Source organism: Luteimonas endophytica (assembly GCF_029887875.1).
GTDB lineage: Bacteria > Pseudomonadota > Gammaproteobacteria > Xanthomonadales > Xanthomonadaceae > Luteimonas > Luteimonas endophytica.
In genome coordinates, this window is record NZ_JARXRM010000031.1 from 41541 (window position 1) to 60861 (window position 19321).

Annotated in this window: 22 protein-coding genes; 16 read left to right on the top strand and 6 right to left on the bottom strand. The window is 72.3% G+C overall.

Going from position 1 to position 19321, the window contains the following annotated elements; all coding sequences use genetic code 11:
- Nucleotides 1-2: 2 nt before the first annotated feature.
- The 4 genes from QFW77_RS09830 (at nucleotide 3) to QFW77_RS09845 (ending at nucleotide 3556) form a co-directional block, all read left to right on the top strand.
- The gene (locus QFW77_RS09830) at nucleotides 3-623 is read left to right on the top strand and encodes a YbhB/YbcL family Raf kinase inhibitor-like protein (protein WP_280574431.1); all 621 of its coding nucleotides are present in this window, start codon (nucleotides 3-5) and stop codon (nucleotides 621-623) included.
- A 151-nt stretch (nucleotides 624-774) separates the two neighbouring features.
- Nucleotides 775-1509 (top strand): YciI family protein, encoded by a 735-nt coding sequence (locus QFW77_RS09835; protein WP_280574433.1) that lies wholly within the window; start codon nucleotides 775-777, stop codon nucleotides 1507-1509.
- A 61-nt stretch (nucleotides 1510-1570) separates the two neighbouring features.
- Nucleotides 1571-2230, top strand: a complete 660-nt coding sequence (locus tag QFW77_RS09840) for a glutathione S-transferase family protein (protein ID WP_280574434.1) — start codon at nucleotides 1571-1573, stop codon at nucleotides 2228-2230.
- Nucleotides 2231-2290: 60 nt separating this feature from the next.
- Nucleotides 2291-3556, top strand: coding sequence for an RNA polymerase sigma factor (locus tag QFW77_RS09845; RefSeq protein WP_280574435.1), 1266 nt, complete (start codon nucleotides 2291-2293; stop codon nucleotides 3554-3556).
- A 50-nt stretch (nucleotides 3557-3606) separates the two neighbouring features.
- Here the strand turns inward: QFW77_RS09845 and QFW77_RS09850 are convergent, their stop codons facing one another.
- The gene (locus QFW77_RS09850) at nucleotides 3607-3963 is read right to left on the bottom strand and encodes a DUF1428 domain-containing protein (RefSeq protein WP_280574436.1); all 357 of its coding nucleotides are present in this window, start codon (nucleotides 3961-3963) and stop codon (nucleotides 3607-3609) included.
- A 130-nt stretch (nucleotides 3964-4093) separates the two neighbouring features.
- On the bottom strand, nucleotides 4094-4888 hold the full coding sequence (locus QFW77_RS09855) for an undecaprenyl-diphosphate phosphatase (protein WP_280574437.1): 795 nt from the start codon (nucleotides 4886-4888) through the stop codon (nucleotides 4094-4096).
- 172 nt (nucleotides 4889-5060) lie between these two features.
- On the opposite strand from QFW77_RS09855, the gene QFW77_RS09860 reads away from it, so the two are divergent.
- Nucleotides 5061-5507, top strand: coding sequence for a RidA family protein (locus QFW77_RS09860; protein WP_280574438.1), 447 nt, complete (start codon nucleotides 5061-5063; stop codon nucleotides 5505-5507).
- Between the two features lie 6 nt (nucleotides 5508-5513).
- Here QFW77_RS09860 and arsH read toward each other — a convergent pair whose 3' ends face one another.
- Together arsH and QFW77_RS09870 are read right to left on the bottom strand one after the other, a co-directional pair.
- The gene (gene arsH / locus QFW77_RS09865; protein WP_280574440.1) at nucleotides 5514-6281 is read right to left on the bottom strand and encodes an arsenical resistance protein ArsH; all 768 of its coding nucleotides are present in this window, start codon (nucleotides 6279-6281) and stop codon (nucleotides 5514-5516) included.
- 60 nt (nucleotides 6282-6341) lie between these two features.
- Nucleotides 6342-6791 (bottom strand): PadR family transcriptional regulator, encoded by a 450-nt coding sequence (locus tag QFW77_RS09870; RefSeq protein WP_280574442.1) that lies wholly within the window; start codon nucleotides 6789-6791, stop codon nucleotides 6342-6344.
- A gap of 176 nt (nucleotides 6792-6967) precedes the next feature.
- Between QFW77_RS09870 and QFW77_RS09875 the strand changes: the two genes are divergently transcribed.
- The 7 genes from QFW77_RS09875 to QFW77_RS09905 all read left to right on the top strand — a co-directional run bounded on the left by QFW77_RS09875 (nucleotide 6968) and on the right by QFW77_RS09905 (nucleotide 13135).
- On the top strand, nucleotides 6968-7462 hold the full coding sequence (locus tag QFW77_RS09875) for an arsinothricin resistance N-acetyltransferase ArsN1 family B (protein WP_280574443.1): 495 nt from the start codon (nucleotides 6968-6970) through the stop codon (nucleotides 7460-7462).
- Between the two features lie 247 nt (nucleotides 7463-7709).
- Nucleotides 7710-9119 carry a type I glutamate--ammonia ligase gene (gene glnA, locus QFW77_RS09880; protein ID WP_280574444.1) on the top strand — a complete coding sequence of 470 codons (1410 nt, stop codon included), beginning with the start codon at nucleotides 7710-7712 and terminating at the stop codon, nucleotides 9117-9119.
- Nucleotides 9120-9363: 244 nt separating this feature from the next.
- Nucleotides 9364-10065 (top strand): TorF family putative porin, encoded by a 702-nt coding sequence (locus tag QFW77_RS09885; protein ID WP_280574446.1) that lies wholly within the window; start codon nucleotides 9364-9366, stop codon nucleotides 10063-10065.
- Nucleotides 10066-10105: 40 nt separating this feature from the next.
- Complete coding sequence (locus QFW77_RS09890; protein WP_280574447.1) at nucleotides 10106-10444, top strand: P-II family nitrogen regulator; 339 nt, start codon at nucleotides 10106-10108, stop codon at nucleotides 10442-10444.
- A 115-nt stretch (nucleotides 10445-10559) separates the two neighbouring features.
- The gene (locus QFW77_RS09895; protein WP_331487925.1) at nucleotides 10560-11891 is read left to right on the top strand and encodes an ammonium transporter; all 1332 of its coding nucleotides are present in this window, start codon (nucleotides 10560-10562) and stop codon (nucleotides 11889-11891) included.
- Between the two features lie 106 nt (nucleotides 11892-11997).
- Nucleotides 11998-12750: an N-acetylmuramoyl-L-alanine amidase gene (locus tag QFW77_RS09900; protein WP_280574449.1), complete on the top strand. Its 753-nt coding sequence runs from the start codon at nucleotides 11998-12000 to the stop codon at nucleotides 12748-12750.
- Nucleotides 12751-12754: 4 nt separating this feature from the next.
- Nucleotides 12755-13135, top strand: a complete 381-nt coding sequence (locus QFW77_RS09905) for an MmcQ/YjbR family DNA-binding protein (protein WP_280574450.1) — start codon at nucleotides 12755-12757, stop codon at nucleotides 13133-13135.
- 84 nt (nucleotides 13136-13219) lie between these two features.
- Here QFW77_RS09905 and ligD read toward each other — a convergent pair whose 3' ends face one another.
- Both ligD and ku read right to left on the bottom strand, forming a co-directional pair.
- Nucleotides 13220-14074: a non-homologous end-joining DNA ligase gene (ligD, locus tag QFW77_RS09910; RefSeq protein WP_425603310.1), complete on the bottom strand. Its 855-nt coding sequence runs from the start codon at nucleotides 14072-14074 to the stop codon at nucleotides 13220-13222.
- Between the two features lie 14 nt (nucleotides 14075-14088).
- Nucleotides 14089-15018 carry a non-homologous end joining protein Ku gene (ku, locus tag QFW77_RS09915; RefSeq protein ID WP_280574451.1) on the bottom strand — a complete coding sequence of 310 codons (930 nt, stop codon included), beginning with the start codon at nucleotides 15016-15018 and terminating at the stop codon, nucleotides 14089-14091.
- Between the two features lie 126 nt (nucleotides 15019-15144).
- On the opposite strand from ku, the gene QFW77_RS09920 reads away from it, so the two are divergent.
- The 4 genes from QFW77_RS09920 to QFW77_RS09935 all read left to right on the top strand — a co-directional run bounded on the left by QFW77_RS09920 (nucleotide 15145) and on the right by QFW77_RS09935 (nucleotide 19218).
- Nucleotides 15145-16200: a two-component system sensor histidine kinase NtrB gene (locus tag QFW77_RS09920; protein ID WP_280574452.1), complete on the top strand. Its 1056-nt coding sequence runs from the start codon at nucleotides 15145-15147 to the stop codon at nucleotides 16198-16200.
- Nucleotides 16193-17617, top strand: coding sequence for a nitrogen regulation protein NR(I) (gene ntrC / locus QFW77_RS09925; RefSeq protein ID WP_280574453.1), 1425 nt, complete (start codon nucleotides 16193-16195; stop codon nucleotides 17615-17617). The genes QFW77_RS09920 and ntrC overlap by 8 nt, the downstream gene beginning before the upstream one ends.
- Nucleotides 17618-17969: 352 nt before the next feature.
- Entirely contained in the window at nucleotides 17970-18521 is a 552-nt protein-coding gene (locus tag QFW77_RS09930) for a superoxide dismutase family protein (RefSeq protein WP_280574455.1), read from the top strand.
- A gap of 61 nt (nucleotides 18522-18582) precedes the next feature.
- The gene (locus QFW77_RS09935) at nucleotides 18583-19218 is read left to right on the top strand and encodes a superoxide dismutase family protein (protein ID WP_280574456.1); all 636 of its coding nucleotides are present in this window, start codon (nucleotides 18583-18585) and stop codon (nucleotides 19216-19218) included.
- The last annotated feature ends 103 nt before the right edge of the window (nucleotides 19219-19321 follow it).

Here is a 19321-nt window from a genome sequence, read left to right on the forward strand (position 1 = left end):
CGATGCAGATCCGCAGCGACAGTTTCCAGCCCGGCGGGCCGATCCCCGCCGAATTCGCGCTCGGCGCGCCCGGCGGCTTCGGCGGCAACCGCAATCCTCACCTCGCCTGGGACGGGCTGCCCGAGGGCACCGGCTCGCTGGTGCTGCTGTGCGTGGACCCCGACGCGCCGACGCGCCCGGACATGGCCGGCAAGGAAGGAGTGGAGATCCCGCGGCACCAGCCGCGCGCCGACTTCGTGCACTGGGCGATGGCGGACATCCCGGTGGAGATCCGCGAGCTCGCCGCCGGCAGCTGCAGCGACGGCCTGGTCAAGGGCGGCAAGGCCGCGCCGGCCGGGCCCGGCGGCGCGCGCCAGGGCCTGAACGACTACACCGGCTGGTTCGCCGGCGATCCGGACATGGCCGGGGACTACCTCGGCTACGACGGCCCCTACCCGCCGCCGAACGATCTGCGCGTGCACCGCTATTTCTTCCGGCTGTTCGCGCTCGACGTGGCCCGCCTGGCGCTGCCGCCGCGCTTCGGTGCCGGCGACGCGCTGGCGGCGATGCAGGGCCACGTGCTCGCCGAGGCCGCCGTCCATGGCACCTATTCCCTGAACCCGGCCGCCGCCGCCGGCGGCTGAGCGCCGTAGCGCCGTAGCGCCGGCCCGCGGCGGGTGGGCCGCGGCCGCGCAGGGCCGGGTGCCGGCCGCGGGCATGTCGAATCCGCCGCCGCCGGTTCGTCTTCCAGACGGGACGCCCGCAAAGGGCGCCGTGCCCCGGAGGACGACGGACATGCGATTCATGGCGATGGTCAGGGCCGATGCCGGCAGCGAGGCGGGACACCCGCCCGACGGCCGCGTGCTGGTCGAGCTGGAGCGGTTCAACGCCGAACTGGCCCGGGCCGGGGTGCTGCTGGCGGCCGAGTCCCTGCAGCCCAGCGCGTGCGGCGCCCGGGTGCGCTTCCGCGCCGCGCGCCCGAGCGTGGTCGATGGTCCGTTCGCGGCCGACGCTGGGCTGGTGGCGGGGTTCTGGCTGCTGCAGGCGCGGACCCTGGAGGAGGCGATCGAATGGGTCAAGCGCTGCCCCGAGCCGCACGGCGGCGGGGAAATCGAGATCCGGCCGGTGCGCGAGGCCGGCGCCGGGGCGCTGCCCGCTGGCGACTTCGCCCGCGGCCGCCCCTCGCCGGCGCCCGCGGGGCGCGACCGGGAGGACGGCGCGGGGCGCGATGAAGTGGTGGTGGAGGGCCGGCTGTACCTGCATCCGGGCCAGCGCCACGCCTACCTGGCCGCCTGCGCGCCGATGGTGGCGCGCGCGCGCCGCCAGCCCGGATGCCTGGACTTCTCGATCTCGGCCGACACGGTCGATCCCGGCCGGGTCAACCTGATCGAGCGCTGGGACTGCGAGCACAGCCTGGCCGCCTGGCGCCGCCAGGCCGATCCGCCGCAGGACCTGCCCGAGGTGCTGCACGCCGAGGTCCGCAAGCACCGGGTCGCCTGGAGCGGCGACCCGTTCGCGGCATCGCCCTGACCGGCGGCGCGCACCGCCCTTTTTTTCTCCCATCCACCCGTCGTTCATGCCGGAGGCCCGCATGCCGCTGCAGCTCTACGCCCATCCGTTCTCGTCCTACTGCCAGAAGGTGCTGGTGGCGCTCTACGAGAACCGCATCGACTTCGAGCTGCGCATGCTCGACGGGCCCGACAGCCCGGCCTGGCGGGAACTGGCGGAGGCGTGGCCGCTGCAGCGCTTCCCGATGCTGATGGACGAGGGCGAGATGGTGGTCGAGGCCAGCATCATCATCGAGCACCTGCAGCTGCGCCATCCCGGCAGCGTGCGCCTGATCCCGGAGGATCCGCACGCCGCGCTCGAGGTGCGCATGCTCGACCGCTTCTTCGACAACTACGTCTCCACGCCGCAGCAGAAGATCGTGTTCGACAGCCTGCGCCAGGAAGGCCAGCGCGACGCGCAGGGCGTGGCCGACGCGCGCGCCATGCTCGAGACCGCCTACGCCTGGCTCGAACGGAGGATGGCGGGCCGCACCTGGGCGGCGGGCGGGGCGTTCAGCCTCGCCGACTGCGCCGCCGCGCCGTTCCTGTTCTATGCCGACTGGAGCCACCGCATCGGCGAGGAATTCGCCAATGTCCACGCCTACCGCCGGCGCCTGCTGGCGCGGCCCTCGTTCGCCCGCGCGGTCGACGAGGCGCGTCCCTACCGCCCGCTTTTCCCGCTCGGGGCGCCGGACCGCGACTGAGCGCGAAAACGCACCCATGGCCCTTGCGGGGCGGCGCCGGGGGTGTTCTGATCCGGCGCCATGAGCACGGACGTCAACAGGACCATCGACGCGGTCTGGCGGATCGAGTCGCCGCGGCTGATCGCCGGGCTGATGCGCATGGTGCGCGACCTCGACCTGGCCGAGGAACTGGCCCAGGACGCGCTGGTCGCGGCGCTCGAGCGCTGGCCGCGGGACGGGGTGCCCGACAATCCCGGCGCGTGGCTGATGGCCACCGCCAAGCACCGCGCCATCGACCGCCTGCGCCGGGCCAAGCTGCTCGACCGCAAGCACGAGCAGCTGGCCTACGAACTCGAGTCCGGTCGCGAGGACGCCGACGAGCGGCATACCGCCGAGCTCGACGACGAGATCGGCGACGACCTGCTGCGGCTGATCTTCATCGCCTGCCACCCGGTACTGTCCACCGAGGCGCAGGTGGCCCTGACCCTGCGCATGCTCGGCGGCCTGACCACCCCGGAGATCGCGCGTGCCTTCCTGCTGCCCGAGCCCACGGTCGCGCAGCGCATCGTGCGCGCCAAGCGCAGCCTCGGCGCCGCGCAGGTGCCGTTCGAGATCCCGCGCCGCGAGGAACTCGGTCCACGCCTGGCCGCGGTGCTGGGGGTGATCTACCTGGTGTTCAACGAGGGCTATTCGGCCAGCAGCGGCGAGGACTGGATCCGCCCGGCGCTGTGCGAGGACGCGCTGCGGCTGGGGCGGGTGCTGGCCGGGCTGATGCCGCGCGAGGCCGAGGTGCACGGCCTGGTGGCGTTGATGGAGCTGCAGGCCTCGCGGCTGGAGGCGCGCACCGCGCCGGACGGCGCGCCGATCCTGTTGCCCGACCAGGACCGCGGCCGCTGGAACCGGCTGCTGATCGGCCGCGGCCTGGAGGCGCTGGAGCGCGCCGAGCGCCTCGGCGAGGTGCGCGGTCCGTACGCGCTGCAGGCGGCGATCGCCGCCTGCCACGCGCGCGCGGCGACCGCCGAGGAGACCGACTGGGTGCGGATCGTGGCGCTGTACGACGCGCTGTCGACGCAGGCGCCCTCGCCGGTGGTGGAACTCAACCGTGCGGTCGCGCTGGCGATGGCCTACGGGCCGCAGGCCGGGCTGGACCTGGCCGACCAGCTGGTGGACGTGCCTGCGCTGGCGAAATACCACCTGCTGCCCGGCGTGCGTGGCGACCTGCTGGCGAAGCTGGGCCGCCATGCCGAGGCGCGGGCGGAGTTCGAGCGCGCCGCCGAGCTGGCCGGCAACGAGCGCGAGCGCACCCTGCTGCTCGAGCGCGCCGCGCGCAGCGCCGCCGAGGGCTGAGCCGGTGCGGCCGGCGCCGGGCGGCCGCCCGCGCCGGCCAGCGCCGGCGATCACATCTCGACGATGCCCTTGAACCCGCCCCAGATCATCCGCTTGCCGTCGAACGGCAGGGTCTTCGGGTCCATCCCGGCCAGGCGCGGATCGGCCATCACCTGCTTGTTCACCCGGTCGCGCTGCGCCCGCGACTTGTAGACGATGTACGAGAACACCACCACCTCGCCGGGCTTCAGCTTCACCGCCTGCGGGAACGAGGTGGTCTTGCCGGGTTGCACGTCGTCCTCGACGCACTCGACGTACTGCAACGCACCGTATTCCATCCAGATCTTGCCGGCCTTGCGCGCCAGGGCGCGGTAGGCGGACAGCTTGTCCTTCGGAACGGCGAGCAGGAATCCATCGACGTAGCTCATTGCGTTTCTCCTGGGTGGTCGGGGTGGCCCCGGGGCGCCGCCGTGGCGCTCCGGCGGTTTCGATGATGCGACGAACCGCGGCGCGTCGTTTCGACACCCGCCGCGGAGGGCGCATGTCCGGCCAGGCAGATCAGTCTCCCGCCGGCAGCACCAGCAGCAGCGCCGCGCCAAGCACGATCCGGTACACCGCGAAGCCGGTGTAGCGGTGCGACCTGATGAATCCCAGCAGCCATCGCACCACCACGAAGCCGGTGGCGGTGGCGGCGGCGAACGCCAGCGCCACCTCGTCCCAGGCCTCCCCGCCCAGGCCCTGCTCCATCCACAGCTCGAGGAAGGCCCAGGCGCTGGCGGCGAACATGGTGGGGATGCCGACCAGGAACACGAACTCGGTGGCCGAGGAGCGGCGGCTCAGTCCCGCCAGCATCGCCATGAAGATCGCCGCCGCCGAGCGCGAGGTCCCGGGGAACACCCCGGCCACCACCTGCGCCAGGCCGACCAGGACCGCGACGGTCCAGGTCACGTCGCTGCGGTCGCCGCGGCGTTCGGCCAGGCGCTCGGCGGCGATCATCCAGACGCCGCCGATGATCAGCGCCCACGCCACCGGCGTGACCGTCTCGGGAAGCTCCCAGCCGGCCAGGCGCACCGGCAGGCCGACCAGCGCGGTCACCGCGAACGCGGTCGCCAGCTTCAACGCGTAATCGCGGTTGTCGCGTTCGCCCAGGCCGGTCGCCAGCGTCCACAGCCGCTGCCGGAACACCAGGGTGATCGCCAGGATCGCCCCGGCCTGGATCACGATGTTGAAGAAGTCGGAACGCGCGCCGAGCCAGTGCTGCACGATCAGCAGGTGCCCGGTGCTGGAGACCGGCAGGAATTCGGTCAGGCCTTCGACGATGCCGAGCAGGAGGGCGGAAAGCAGATCCGACATGGAGGTTCGCGGCCGTGGGGAGCCGCAAGGATACGCGAGGGCCTCGTTCCCTTTTTCCCGCGAGGCCGCGGCGGGCCCATCGAGCGCTGCGCAGGGGGCCGCAGCCGGCGTCACAAAGCGGCGCTGTCGTTCGACCAGCCCTGTGTATCCACAACGCACAGGAGAATCGTCGATGACGCGCACCGCCGCCGCCCCGCCCACCCGCCGCCGCGAGCTCGCCCTGCTCGACCCGCCGGGCCTCTACGACCCCGCCCCGAACGGCTACTCGCACGTCGCCAGCGTGGCCGGTGCCGGACGCTGGGTGTTCGTGGCCGGGCAGGGCGGCGAGACCCTAGACGGCAGGCTGTCGCCGGCGTTCCGCGCCCAGGTGCGCCAGGCGCTGGCCAATCTCCTGACCGCGCTGTCCGCAGCCGGCGCTGCGCCCGCCGACGTGGTCAAGCTGACGGTGCTGGTCGTCGACCACGACCAGGCCCGGCTGCGCATCTTCGGCGAGGAACTGGCGCGTGCGTTCGGCGGGCACCGGCCCGCCTGCACCCTGATCCCGGTCCCGCGGCTGGCCCTGGACGGGATGCTGTTCGAGATCGACGCGGTCGCCGCGCCGGCCGGCGCGGCGGGCTAGGGTCGTCTACGCCCGCGCCGTCCCGCGCCCGGGCGCGATCGCGATCGAGGAGAGATCGTTGGCGGCCTCCAGCGCGGCGTCGGCCGCCTGCCGGCGCTCGGAGTAGCGGTCCACCAGCTGCGCCGCGTGCGGGCGCAGCAGCACGGTGAAGCGCACCAGTTCCTCGACCACGTCGACGATGCGCTCGTAGTAGCCGGAGGGCAGCATCCGCCCGGCCTCGTCGAACTGGCGGAACGCCTGCGCCACGCTGGACTGGTTGGGGATGGTGAACATGCGCATCCAGCGCCCGAGCAGGCGCAGCGTATTGACCGAGTTGAACGACTGCGAGCCGCCGGAGACCTGCATCACCGCCAGCGCGCGCCCCTGGGTGGGGCGGATGCCGCCCATGCTCAGCGGCAGGTGGTCGATCTGCGCCTTCATCACGCTGCTGATCTGGCCGTGGCGCTCCGGGCTGCACCAGATCTGGCCCTCGGACCACAGCGACAGCTCGCGCAGCTCGTGCACGGCGGGGTGGTCGTCGTCCCGCACCTGCCCCGGCAGCGGCAGGTCGGAGGGATCGAAGATGCGCGGCTCGCCGCCGAAGTAGCGCACCAGCCTGGCGGCCTCCTCGATCGCCAGCCGCGAATAGGAGCGCGCGCGCAGCGAGCCGTACAGCAGCAGGATCCGGGGAGGCGCCTGCGGTTCCGGCGCCAGGCCCTGGGCCGGCCGACGGTGCGCGTGCCGGGGCTGGAGAGCCGGCAGGTGGTCGGGATCGGGCAGGGGGCGCAGTCTCATGCCGGGCTCCGGTTGCGACGCCTTGATGGGCAAGGTATAGGGGCGAGAAAAAGGGCCATGTCAGCAGCACCCATCCGGTCCATCCGGATGCGGCGCCTGGCTGGCCGCGCGGCTGGCCAGGATGCAGTCGGTGGCCTCCAGCCATGCCTGCACCGCCACGCGGAAGGCGTCGCGGCCGCGGCGGGTGAGGGCGTAGACCTTGCGCTCGCGGCCCTGCACCGTCTCCAGGCGCGCGGCGAGCAGGCCGTTCGCCTCGAAGTCGTTGAGCATCGGGTAGATGGTGCCCTCGGTGGGGCTGCAGCAGCCGCGGGTGGTCTTCTCCACCGCCTGCACCACTTCGTAGCCGTGCATCGGCCGCTGGTGCAGCACCCGCAGCACGAAGAACTTCGACAGCGACATCTTGATCGTGCCCTGCCAATAGCCCCGGCTGGCGTAGTCGGGCGTGGGGCGCGGGGCGCCGCGGAGGGATCTGGCGACGGGCGTCATGGTGCCGTTATACGCCTCGACCATCGAGGTATCAACCCGGCCCTGCCCGGTCCGCCCGCGGATCCGCGGCCGCCGCTATAGTTTCGCCGCCGTGCAACCTCCGCGCAGCGAGGCGAGGCCGAGCATCGGCGCCGCCGCGGTCGCGGCGGCGAGTGCCCGGCTCCCATCAACGCGAGCGTTCGCGCACCTCGGACCCCAGCATGGACCTCCTCATCCGCCCCGCCAGCGCTGCCGATGCCGCGGCGGTCGCGCGCATCTACAACCACTATGTCGCCGCCACCTGCGTCACGTTCGAGACCGACGCGGTGGCGGAGGCGGACATGGTGCAGCGCATCGCGGAGACCGCCTCGGCACGCCTGCCCTGGCTGGTCGCCGAGCGCGACGGCAGCGTGCTCGGCTACGCCTACGCCTCGAAGTGGAAGGGCCGCTGCGCCTACCGCTATTCGGTGGAATCGACGGTCTATCTCGACCCGGCCGCCACCGGCAACGGCGCGGGACGGCGGCTCTATTCCGCGCTGATCGAGGCGATCCGCGGCTGCGGCATGCACGCCGTGATCGGCGGCATCGCGCTGCCGAACGAAGCCAGCGTGCGGCTGCACGAGCGCCTGGGTTTCCGCCAGGCCGGCCGCTTCGCGCAGGTCGGCTGGAAGCAGGAGCGCTGGGTCGACGTCGGCTATTGGCAGCTATTGCTTTAGCCGGGCCTCGGCAGGCGTGGCGCGGGGCGCCCGGCGCGCTCTCGGTCCCGCACGAGCGGGCGCTCCCGGCGGGCCGCCGCGTTGCACCAGATTGGTGCGGGCGGCTCCCGGCGCGCACTGCTGCGGTGCACCAAGCCCTGGCCAGGCAGTGCTGCCCCATTGAAATCAATCATTTGGACGCCTTCCCAGGTTGGCACGGCGCTTGCGATCACCAGCGTATCCACGCCACCGAGGTTCAAACGTCCAGATGTCCACCGATAACGTCGAAAAGCTGATCAAGGACCACAAGATCGAGTTCGTCGACCTGCGCTTCACCGACATGCGCGGCGTCCAGCACCACGTCACCTATCCGAAGTCGATCGTCGAACCGGGCCTGTTCGAGGACGGCACCATGTTCGACGGCTCGTCGATCCCCGGCTGGAAGGGCATCAACGAGTCCGACATGGTGCTGCTGCCCGACCCCGCCAGCGCCTACGTCGATCCGTTCCCGGCCGATCCCACCCTGGTGCTGGTCTGCGACGTGCTCGATCCTTCGACCATGCAGTCCTATTCGCGCGATCCGCGCGGGGTGGCCAAGCGCGCCGAGGCCTTCCTCAAGTCCTCCGGCATCGCCGACCAGGCGTTCTTCGGCCCGGAGCCGGAGTTCTTCGTGTTCGACTCGGTGCGCTTCGGCGTCGAGATGGGCCACACCTTCTTCCACATCGATTCGGAGGAGGCGCACTGGAACTCGGCCAAGGAGTACCAGGGCGGCAACACCGGCTACCGGCCGACCATCAAGGGTGGCTACTTTCCGACCCCGCCGGTGGACTCGCTGCACGACCTGCGCGCCGAGATGTGCAAGACCCTCGAGCAGATCGGCATCGAGGTGGAGGTGCACCATCACGAGGTCGCCAACGCCGGCCAGTGCGAGATCGGCACCAAGTTCAACTCGCTGGTCAAGAAGGCCGACGAGCTGCTGGCGATGAAGTACGTCATCAAGAACGTGGCCTTCCGCAACGGCAAGACCGCGACCTTCATGCCGAAACCGCTCGTCGGCGACAACGGCAGCGGCATGCACGTGCACCAGTCGCTGGCCAAGGGCGGCACCAACATGTTCACCGGCGACGGCTACGGCGGCCTCAGCCAGACCGCGCTGTGGTACATCGGCGGCATCTTCAAGCATGCGCGCGCGATCAACGCCTTCGCCAACTCGACCACCAACAGCTACAAGCGCCTGGTCCCGGGCTTCGAGGCGCCGGTGATGCTGGCCTACTCGGCGCGCAACCGGTCGGCGAGCTGCCGGATCCCGTTCGTGGCCAACCCCAAGGCGCGCCGCGTCGAGGTGCGCTTCCCGGATCCGATGCAGTCGGGCTATCTCACCTTCGCCGCGCTGCTGATGGCCGGCCTGGACGGCATCAAGAACCAGATCGACCCGGGCGGTCCCAGCGACAAGGACCTCTACGACCTGCCGCCCGAGGAGGAGAAGAACATTCCCAAGGTGTGCCACTCGCTCGACCAGTCGCTCGAGGCGCTGGACGCCGACCGCGAGTTCCTGACCGCCGGCGGGGTCTTCACCGACGACTTCATCGACGGCTACATCGCGCTGAAGATGCAGGAAGTGACCAAGTTCCGCGCCGCGACGCACCCATTGGAATACCAGCTGTACTACACGGTCTGACGGGGGAAGGGCGGCCCGGCGCGGAGCGCGCCGGGCCGCGGGTTCATTCGGCGCGGGCCGGCAGGCCGGCGCAGGGGCAAGGCCCGACAGGGCATCCAGACGCAGGGAGAGAAGCGGGCGGGGCCGGCACGGGGGCGCAGAAAAACCCGGCCGGAGCGGCAGCCAGCGATCCGGGCCGCCGCGGGGCAACGGCGACACGCAAGACGCAATGACGGGGAGGGTTCCATCATCGAGGAGCCTGGTCATGACGTTACACGCAAGAGGGGTGGCATCGCTGCTCGCGTTCGGCCTGCTGGCCGCCGGCGGCGCACATGCGGAAGTCTCCGGTTCGGTCACGCTGACGAGCGACTATCTGTTCCGCGGCCTGAGCCAGACCAACGAGGAGCCGGCCCTGCAGGGCGGCATCGACTACACGCACCAGAGCGGCTTCTACGCCGGCGCCTGGGGCAGCAGCATCAGCTGGTTGTCCGACGCCGACCCCGACGTGTCGAGCCAGGTCGAGGTCGATCTCTATCTCGGCTACGGCGGCGAATTCGGCGACAGCGGGCTCGGCTACGACGCCGGTGCGATCTACTACTGGTACCCCGGCGACTACCCGCCCGGCTTCACCGATCCCGACACCACCGAGGTCTATTTCGGCCTGGGCTACGGCATGTTCGCGGCCAAGTACTCCTATGCCGTCACCGACCTGTTCGGGCTGCCGGACTCCGACGGCAGCGGCAACCTCGACGTGACCGCGGACTGGGAACTCACCCCCGGTTGGACCCTCAACGCGGCGGTCGGCAAGCAGTGGGTGAGCGGCTACGAGGGCGCCGACTACGCGTTCTGGAAACTCGGCCTCAGCAAGGGCTTCGAGAACGGCTTCGAGCTCGCCGCCGCGCTCAACGACAACGACCTCATCGGCCCGGACGAGACCTTCACCTTCGCCGTCGCCAAGTCGTTCTGACGGCGGTGGCGACGGCACCCCATCCCACCGGAGGACCACCATGAAACTGATCACCGCCATCATCCGCCCGTTCAAGCTCGACGAGGTGCGCGAGGCGCTCGGCGAGGTCGGCGTGTCCGGGCTCACCGTCACCGAGGTCAAGGGCTTCGGCCGCCAGAAGGGCCACACCGAGCTCTACCGCGGCGCCGAATACGTCGTCGACTTCCTGCCCAAGCTGAAGATCGAGTGCGCGGTCTCCGACAACGCCTTCGACGCCGCGATGGAGGCGATCACCAAGGCCGCCGCCACCGGCAAGGTCGGCGACGGCAAGGTATTCGTCACCGCGCTCGAGCAGGTGATCCGCATCCGCACCGGCGAGCTCGGCGCCGATGCGCTCTGACCCCACGCAGGAGACCCCCATGACGATCCGACTCTTCCACGGGTGGAATGCCCGGCCCGGGCTGCTGGCGACGCTCGCGGCCGGCTGCCTGCTGCTCTCGTGCCTGGCCGGCGGCGTGCTGGCGCAGGACTCCGCCGCGCCGGCGGCGGTCGCCACCGCCGCGCAGGAGGCGCCCGCGGCCGCCGCCGCGGTGGACGACGAGGCCGCCGTCGAGGCCACCGTCGACAAGGGCGACGTGGCCTGGATGCTGACCTCCACCTTCCTGGTGCTGCTGATGGTGGTACCGGGGCTGGCGCTGTTCTACGGCGGCATGGTGCGCGCCAAGAACGTGCTCTCGGTACTGATCCAGGTGATCAGCGTGTTCTCGCTGCTGGTGCTGCTGTGGGTGGCGTACGGCTACAGCCTGGCGTTCTCGGGCGAGGGCGCCTGGATCGGCAACCTCGACAAGCTGTTCCTGGCCGGGGTGACCGTGGATTCGCTGGCGGCCACCTTCACCGAGGGCGTGGCGCTGCCCGAATACGTGTTCGTGGCGTTCCAGGCGACGTTCGCCGGCATCACCGGCGCGCTGATCGTCGGCGCCTTCGCCGAGCGCGCGCGGTTCGCCGCGGTGATGCTGTTCGCGGCGATCTGGTTCACCCTCGGCTACCTGCCGATCGCGCACATGGTCTGGGCCACCGGCGGCTTCCTGTTCGAGCGCGGCGCGCTCGACTTCGCCGGCGGCACGGTGGTGCACATCAACGCGGGGGTGGCCGGGCTGGTGGGCGCCTACTTCGTCGGCAAGCGGGTCGGCTTCGGGCGCGAGGCGCTCAAGCCGCACAACGTCACCCTGACCTTCGTCGGCGCGTCGCTGCTGTGGGTGGGCTGGTTCGGCTTCAACGCCGGCTCCAACCTCGAGGCGACCGCCGGCGCGGCGCTGGCGTTCCTCAACACCATGCTCGCCACCGCCGCCGCGGTGCTGGCCTGGGCGGCGGCCGAGAAGCTGGCCAAGGGCAAGTCCTCGGCGCTGGGCGTGGCCTCGGGCGCGGTCGCCGGCCTGGTCGGGATCACCCCGGCCGCTGGGCTGGTGGGGCCGCTGGGCGCGATCGCCATCGGCGCGATCGCGGGCGTGCTGTGCGTGTGGGGCGTCAACGGCCTCAAGCGCATGCTCGGCGCCGACGACACCGCCGACGTGTTCGGCGTGCACGCGATCGGCGGCATCGTCGGCGCGATCCTGACCGGCGTGTTCCACGCGCCGGGCCTGGGCGGCACCGGCGGCGAGGACTTCGCCATGGTGTCCCAGGTCGGCACCCAGGTGCTCGGCGTGGTGTTGACCGTGGGGTGGATCGGGCTGGTCTCGGTGATCGGCTTCTCCGTCGCCAGGCTGGCGTTCGGCCTGCGCGTCGGCGAGGAGGACGAGCGCGCCGGGCTGGACATCGCCGAGCACGGCGAAACCGCGTACGAAAACTGACCGCACCCACCTCCCCCACGAGGTGACGCGGGCGGCGGAGCGATCCGCCGCCCGTTCTTGTTTTCGGGCGCCTTGCAATCCGCCCGGCGAGCGGGTGCAATGCGGCATGCCTTTCCGCACGCTTCTGCTCACGATCTGCATCGCGGCGCTGGCCGCCTGCAGCCACGCGCCGCCGCGCAACCCGCTGGCCCACTGGGTGCCGTCCGACAACCACGACGAGCGCCGCGCGGTGCTGATCGTGGTGCACTACACCGAGCAGGAGTCGGTGCGCCAGAGCCTGCACACCCTGCGCACCCGCAACAGCGGCGGCCGGGTCAGCGCGCACTACCTGATCGGCGACGACGGCGCGCTGTACCAGCTGGTCGCCGACCAGCACCGCGCCTGGCACGCCGGTGCCGGCAGCTGGGGCGCGATCGGCGACGTCAACTCGGCCTCGATCGGCATCGAACTGGACAACGACGGCAGCGAGCCGTTCCCGGATGCGCAGATCGAATCGCTGCTGGTGCTGCTGGAGGACCTGACCACGCGGCTGCGGATCCCGCGCGAGAACGTGATCGGCCATTCCGACCTCGCGCCGGGCCGCAAGGTCGACCCGGGCCCGCTGTTCCCCTGGAAGCGGCTGGCCGAGGCCGGCTTCGGCCGCTGGCCGGATCCGGCCGCGCCGCCGCCGCCGCCCGGGTTCGACCCGATCGCCGCGCTGCGCCAGATCGGCTATCCGGTGGACCGCCCCGAGGCGACGTTCCATTCGTTCCGCATGCGCTTCCGCGGCCTCGACGGCAACGTCCTGGACGACGAGGATCTTCGCATCCTGCATGCGTTGACCTGGACCCCGCCGCCGCCGCTGTCGCCGGCCGAGTGAGCCGATGGACACGGCGCAGCTCAAGGCGTTCTGCGCCGCGCTGCCCGGCGCCGAGGACCATGAACACGCGGCCCCGGCCAACATCCTGGTCTACAGCGTCGGCGGCAGGCGCTTCGCCCACTTCAAGACCAGCGCACCTGAACGCTGGCGCTTCAGCCTCAAGGTCGCGCCGGAGCGGTTCCTGGAGCTGACCGACATGCCGGGCATCCGCCCCGCGCGCTGGCTCGGCCGGCATCGCTGGATCACCATCGTCGACGTGGCCGCATTCCCCGGCGACCAGCTGCGCGCGCTGGTGGAATGGTCCTGGCGCCACGCGCTGGACCGGCTCTCCAAGGCGCGCCGCGAAGCGATCCTGGGCACGGGCGCCGCGCCGCGCACATCGTAGGAGCGTGCCATGCACGCGACAGCCGGCACCGGCCCCGACGCCCGGCATCGCCGCCAACCTGGCCGAAGCCGCCGAAGGGCCGGCTCAGTCGCCGGCAGGCAATGTCTGTTTCATCGCGGCGAAGCCCTCCCACGGCTCCGTCCGCAGCCGCGCCGCGCGCTGCTTGGCCCGGCCCAGGTCGAACGCATCCGGGCGTTCGATGCCACCGAGTTCACGCCAGCGGATCGGCACCGCCACCGGCGCGCCCTTGCGCGCGCGCAGCGACCACGACGCCACGCTGGTCTGCCCGCGCGCGTTGCGCAGCCAGTCGATGAACACCTTGCCGCCGCGCTTGGCCTTGGCCATCGTCGCCACGTAGCGCTCGGGGTCCGCTTCGGCCATCTTCCGGGCCATCGCCTCGCAGAAGCCGCGGGCCTCGTCCCAGGACGGGCCCGGCGCGATCGGCACCACCACGTGCAGGCCCTTGCCGCCGGACAGGCGCACGAAGCTCTCCAGCCCGGCCCGCTGCAGCTCGCGGCGCATCGCCCGCGCGGCGGCGACGATCTCGGGCCAGCCGAGGCCCGGGCCCGGGTCGAGGTCGAACACCAGCCGGTCCGGGCATTCGGGCGCGGCCACGCGCGCCCCCCAGGGGTGGAACTCGAGGGTGTTCATCTGCACCAGCTCCAGCAGCCCGTCGACATCGTCGATATACAGGTACTGCGCCGGCCCGCTCTTCTGTTCCAGTTCGATCGCGTGCACGTGCGCACCGAGGCTGTCGGCATGGTGCTTCTGGAAGAAGCAGTCGCCGGTGGCGCCATCCGGGCAGCGCAGCAGCGACAGCGGCCGGCCGCCGATCTCCACGAGCAGGCGGTCCGCCACGGCGCGGTAGTACTCGGCCACGTCGCGCTTGGTGCAGCCGGCGCCCTTGAACACCACCCGGTCGGGGCTGGTGAGCCGCATCGCGTTCCGCCTCCTCAGCCGGCCTTGCGCGTCGCGGTCTTCTTCGCCGCCTTGCGGCCGGTCTTCTTGGCCGCCTTCTTCGCGGTCTTCTTCGCCGCCTTCTTGGCGGTCTTCTTGCCGCCGGTCTTCTTGGCCGGCGTGCGCTTGTTGCCGGCGATGCTCTTCTCCAGCAGCGACATGAAGTCGACCACGTTGGTGGTGGCGTCCTCGGGGGTATCGAACTCGCGTTCGTCGGTCTCGGCCAGCGCGCCCTTGGACTTCATCTTCTTGCGGATCACCTCCTCCAGCCGTGCGCGGAACTCGTTCTTGTAGTCTTCCGGCTTCCACTCGCCGGACATCGACTCGATCAGCTGGGTGGCCATCTGCAGTTCCTTCGGGCTGATCCGGTAGTCGGCGGCCTTGCCCTCGGGCAGGCGGTACTCGGCCGGGTCTACCAGCTCCTGCGGATAGCGCATCAGCATCAGCAGCAGGGCGTCGTCGCGCGGGATCACCGCCGCCAGGTACTCGCGGGTGCGGATGACCACCTTGGAGATGCCGATCTTGCCGGTCTGCTTCAGGGTCTCGCGCAGCAGCACGTAGCCCTTCTCGGCCTTCTTGCCCGGCACCAGCACGTAGGGCTTCTCGAAGTAGGTCAGTGGCACGGACTCGGCATCGACGAAGGTCTCCACCTCCACCGTCTCGTGGCTCTCCGGCGTCGCCGAGGCGATGTCGGACTTCTCCAGCACCACGTAGCTGCCCTTGTCGTACTCGAACGCCTTGACGATGTCCTTCCACGGCACCTCGTCGCCGCTCTCGGCGTTGACCCGCTCGTAGCGCACCGGGGTGTTGTCGCGCGAGTCGAGCATGCGGAAGCTCAGGTCGGTCTTGCGCTCGCCGGACATCAGCGAGACCGGCACGTTGAGCAGGCCGAAGGAGAGGGTGCCGGTCCAGATCGGGCGCGCCATGGGGAGGCTCCGCAAAACGGGAAATCGACGCTACGGCTGAATGGGTGAGACAGGGGTGAAGCGGGCGGTGGCAGCGCGCGAGCCCCCACGCTCGCTCCACTTCGGTGCATGCACTACATTGGTGCAATGGCGCCCCCGGACCTGCCCGACTCCCCCCTCGACGTCCTGGTCACCCCCGTGGCCTGGACCGACCGTAGCGCCCGCATCGAGGGCTGCAACGCCGCTTTCGCCCGCTGGCTGGGGGTGAGCGCGCGGCGGCTGCTGGACCAGCCGCTGGCGGCGCTGGAGGTGGAGGGCGAGGCGCTGCGGCGGGCGCTGGCGGCCGGCGCCGAAGGGGCCGAGCCCAGCGAGCAGCTGCGGCTGCGAAGGATCGAGCTGGCGTTCCTGGGCGGCGAGCCGCGCTTCGCCGACGGCTGGCTGTCGCGGCGCGAGGCGGGCGGCTGGCTGCTGGAGGCGCACCCGGTCGACGAGTTCCCGGGCGACGACCCGCTGCGGGTGCTGCCGAGCGCGCTGGCGGCGGCGCTGAAGGGGCTGGCGCACGAGCTGCGCAACCCGCTGGCCGGGCTGAAGGGTGCGGCGCAGCTGCTGGCGCGGCGCAGCGAGGAGGCCGAGGCGCGCGAACTGGTGGCGGTGATCCAGGCCGAGGTCGGGCGCTTGGCCGCGCTGGTCGACCAGCTGCTGGCGCCGGCGCCGCCGCAGCCGCACGCGGCGCTCAACATCCACGGCGTGCTCGAGCGGGTGCTGCGCCTGGCCGAGCACGAGGCCGGCTGGGTGGTGAAGCTGATCCGCGACTACGACCCCAGCCTGCCGGACCTGCACGGCGACGCCGACCGCCTCACCCAGGCGGTGTGGAACCTGGTCCGCAATGCGATCCAGGCCGGCGCCGCCAACGTCACCCTGCGCACCCGCATCGAGCGCGGGGTGCGCATCGCCGACGCCGCGCACCCGCTGGCGCTGCGGCTGGAGATCGCCGACGACGGCCGCGGCGTGCCGGAGGAGCTGACCGAGCAGATCTTCCTGCCGCTGGTCTCGGGCCGCGCCGACGGCAGCGGCCTGGGGCTGGCGCTGGCGCAGCAGGTGGCGCGCGAGCACCGCGGTTCGCTGGCGTACCGCTCGCGCCCCGGGCATACGGTTTTCACGCTGCTGCTGCCGCTGGCGGCCAGGGAGCAGGACGATGCATGAGGGCAACGGCGCGGCGGTGGTCTGGGTGGTCGACGACGACCGCAGCGTGCGCTTCGTGCTGGCGGCGGCGCTGGGCGATGCCGGCTACGAGGTTTCGGGTTTCGACTCGGCGCAGGCGGCGCTGGAGGCGCTGGGGCGGCGCACCGCGCAGCACCAGCCGGCCCCCGACCTGCTGTTCACCGACGTGCGCATGCCCGGCGACGACGGCTTGGTGCTGTTGGAGAAGCTCAAAGCGGCGCACCCCGCGCTGCCGGTGATCGTGATGTCGGCCTATACCGACATCGCCAGCACCGCCGGCGCGTTCCGCGGCGGTGCCCACGAGTTCCTCTCCAAGCCCTTCGACCTGGACGACGCGGTGGCGCTGGCGGCGCGCACCCTGCGCCGCGAGGCCGCGGCCGAGCCCGCCGGCAGCGCGCCGGAAGCCGCCGCCGCCGACGCCCTGATCGGCGACACCCCGGCGATGCGCGAGCTGTTCCGCGCCATCGGCCGGCTGGCGCAGGCGCCGCTCAACGTGCTGGTCACCGGCGAGACCGGGACCGGCAAGGAACTGGTGGCGCGCGCCCTGCATCGCGAGTCGCCCCGGGCGCGCCTGCCTTTCATCGCCATGAACACCGCCGCGGTGCCGTCGGAACTGCTGGAGAGCGAGCTGTTCGGGCACGAGGCCGGCGCCTTCACCGGTGCCGCCCGGCGCCACGTCGGCCGCTTCGAGCAGGCCGACGGCGGCACGCTGTTCCTGGACGAGATCGGCGACATGCCGCTGCCGCTGCAGACCCGGCTGCTGCGGGTGCTGGCCGAGGGCGAGTTCTTCCGGGTCGGCGGGCGCGAGCTGATCCGCGTCGACGTGCGGGTGATCGCCGCCACCCACCAGCAGCTCGAGGCGCTGGTGGCCGAGGGCCGGTTCCGCGCCGACCTGCTGCACCGCCTCGACGTGGTACGGCTGCGGCTGCCGCCGCTGCGCGAGCGCCGCGCCGACGTGCCGCGGCTGGCCGAGGCCTTCCTGCAGGCCGCGGCGGCCCGGTTCCAGGCGCCGGCCAAGCGCTTCGACCGCGAGGCGCGCGAGCGCCTGCTGGCGCACCCCTGGCCCGGCAACGTGCGCGAACTGGAGAACCTGTGCTGGCGGCTGGCGGCGCTGGCGGCGGGCGATACCATCACCGCCGCCGACGTGGAAGGCGCCCTGTCCGCGCCGGCACCGCCGGGGGAGGAGGGCAGCTGGGAAGACGCGCTCGGGCGCTGGGTGCGCGAGCGCCTGGCCGCCGGCGACTCCGACCTGCACGCGCAGGCGCTGGAACGCTTCGACCACGTGCTGCTCGAGGCCGCGCTGGCGCATACCGGCGGCCGCCGTGCCGAGGCCGCCGCCCGCCTCGGCCTGGGCCGCAACACCGTCACCCGCAAGCTCGCCGGGCGCAGGCGCCGCTGAGGCGCACTTCTGCCGCGGGCTGCCCGCAGGAGCGTGCCACGCACGCGAAGGCCGGCGTGTTTGGCAATGCCCGGCACTGCCGCCGCCCCGGCCGGACCCGTCCGCGGCTTTCGCGGCCATGGGCCGCTCCTACAGGCGAATGCATCGCCCGGCCCCGTAGGAGCGTGCCATGCACGCGAAGGCCGGCGTGGTCGGCGATCCCCGGCATCGCCGCCCCCGGCCGGAGCCACCCCGTCGCCCCGACGCCGGCGACCGCGCCCTCGGTCGCCGCCATGCCACCGCGAGTTCATCGCGCACTCGGGTGCGTGGCGCTATCGTCGCCAACCCCCCTCCCGCCTACGAGCGCCGCGCCATGCGTCCGATTCCCGCCGTTGTCCTCGCCCTGCTGATGACCGCCTGCGCGAGCACTCCGCCGTCGTCGCCGCCGCGCGCGGGCGGTGCCAACCCGGTACCGTCGCCCCACCTCGCCGAACAGGGCACCGCCGGCGCGGCGCTGGCCAACCTGGCCTCGGCCTCGGGCAGCCTGGTCAGCGGCCGGGTGGCGCTGGCGGCGGTGCCGGGCGGCGTGCGCATCACCGGCGAGGTCGGCGGCCTGGTGCGCAACGGCGCCCACAGCCTGCAGGTGCACCAGCGCGGCGACTGCAGCGCCGCCGATGCCAGCAGCGCCGGGCCCTACTTCGACCCGCAGGCGGGCGCCGAACAGGTCGGCGTGGTCGGCGGCAACCGCGACCGCATCGTCGCCGATGGCGACGGCCTGGCCCGGGTCGACCTGCTGGTGCCGCGCGCGGTGCTGGGCGGCGGCGCCGCCAACGACATTGCCGGCCGCGCGCTGCTGGTGCTCGGCGCCACCCCGGGCGCGTTCAGCGCCCGCGTGGCCTGCGGCCCGATCGAGATCGTGCGATGACGGCTGCATGACGCACCCGCGTGTATACAGGCCCACACGTCCCCTCCCGAGGAAACGCCCCATGCGACTCCCCCGCACCCTGCTGTTGACCACGACGCTGCTGGCGCTGGCCGCCTGTTCGCCCGACGACCGCGCCGATACCGAGGCCGAGGTCGCCGCCGATACCGCGACGAACGCGCCGGCCGATCCCGGGACCGACCCGGTCGCCCAGACCTACGGCACCCAGGCCGGTACCGACGCCGATCAGTCCGCCGTCGCGCGCGCCACCCTGGAACCGACCGAGGGCAACGAGGTCACCGGCGAACTCGGCTTCGAGGCCGAGGGCGGCCTGGTGCACATCAGCGGCGAAGTACGCGGCCTGTCCGCCGACAGCGTGCACGGGTTCCACGTGCACGAGACCGGCGATTGCAGCGCGCCCGACGCCAGCAGCGCCGGCGGCCATTTCAACCCCGGCGACAACCCCCACGGGCGCGCCGGGGAGGGCGAGCACCACGCCGGCGACAGCGACAACATCCGCGCCGACGCCCAGGGCGTGGCCATGGTCGACGCGACGCTGCACGGCGCCACCCTCGGCGACGGCGGCCCGGCCGACATCGCCGGCAAGGCGGTCATCGTGCATGCCGGCGCCGACGACTACACCACCCAGCCGACCGGAGATGCCGGAGCGCGCCTGGCCTGCGGCGTGATCAATCTCTGACCGCGATTATCCGGCGGCGCGCCGGGGGCCGCGAGGGCCGTGGGACGCGCCGGCGGGGTTCGCGGCGATCGCGGGCGTTGCCGAGCGCGCCGGCTTTCGCGTG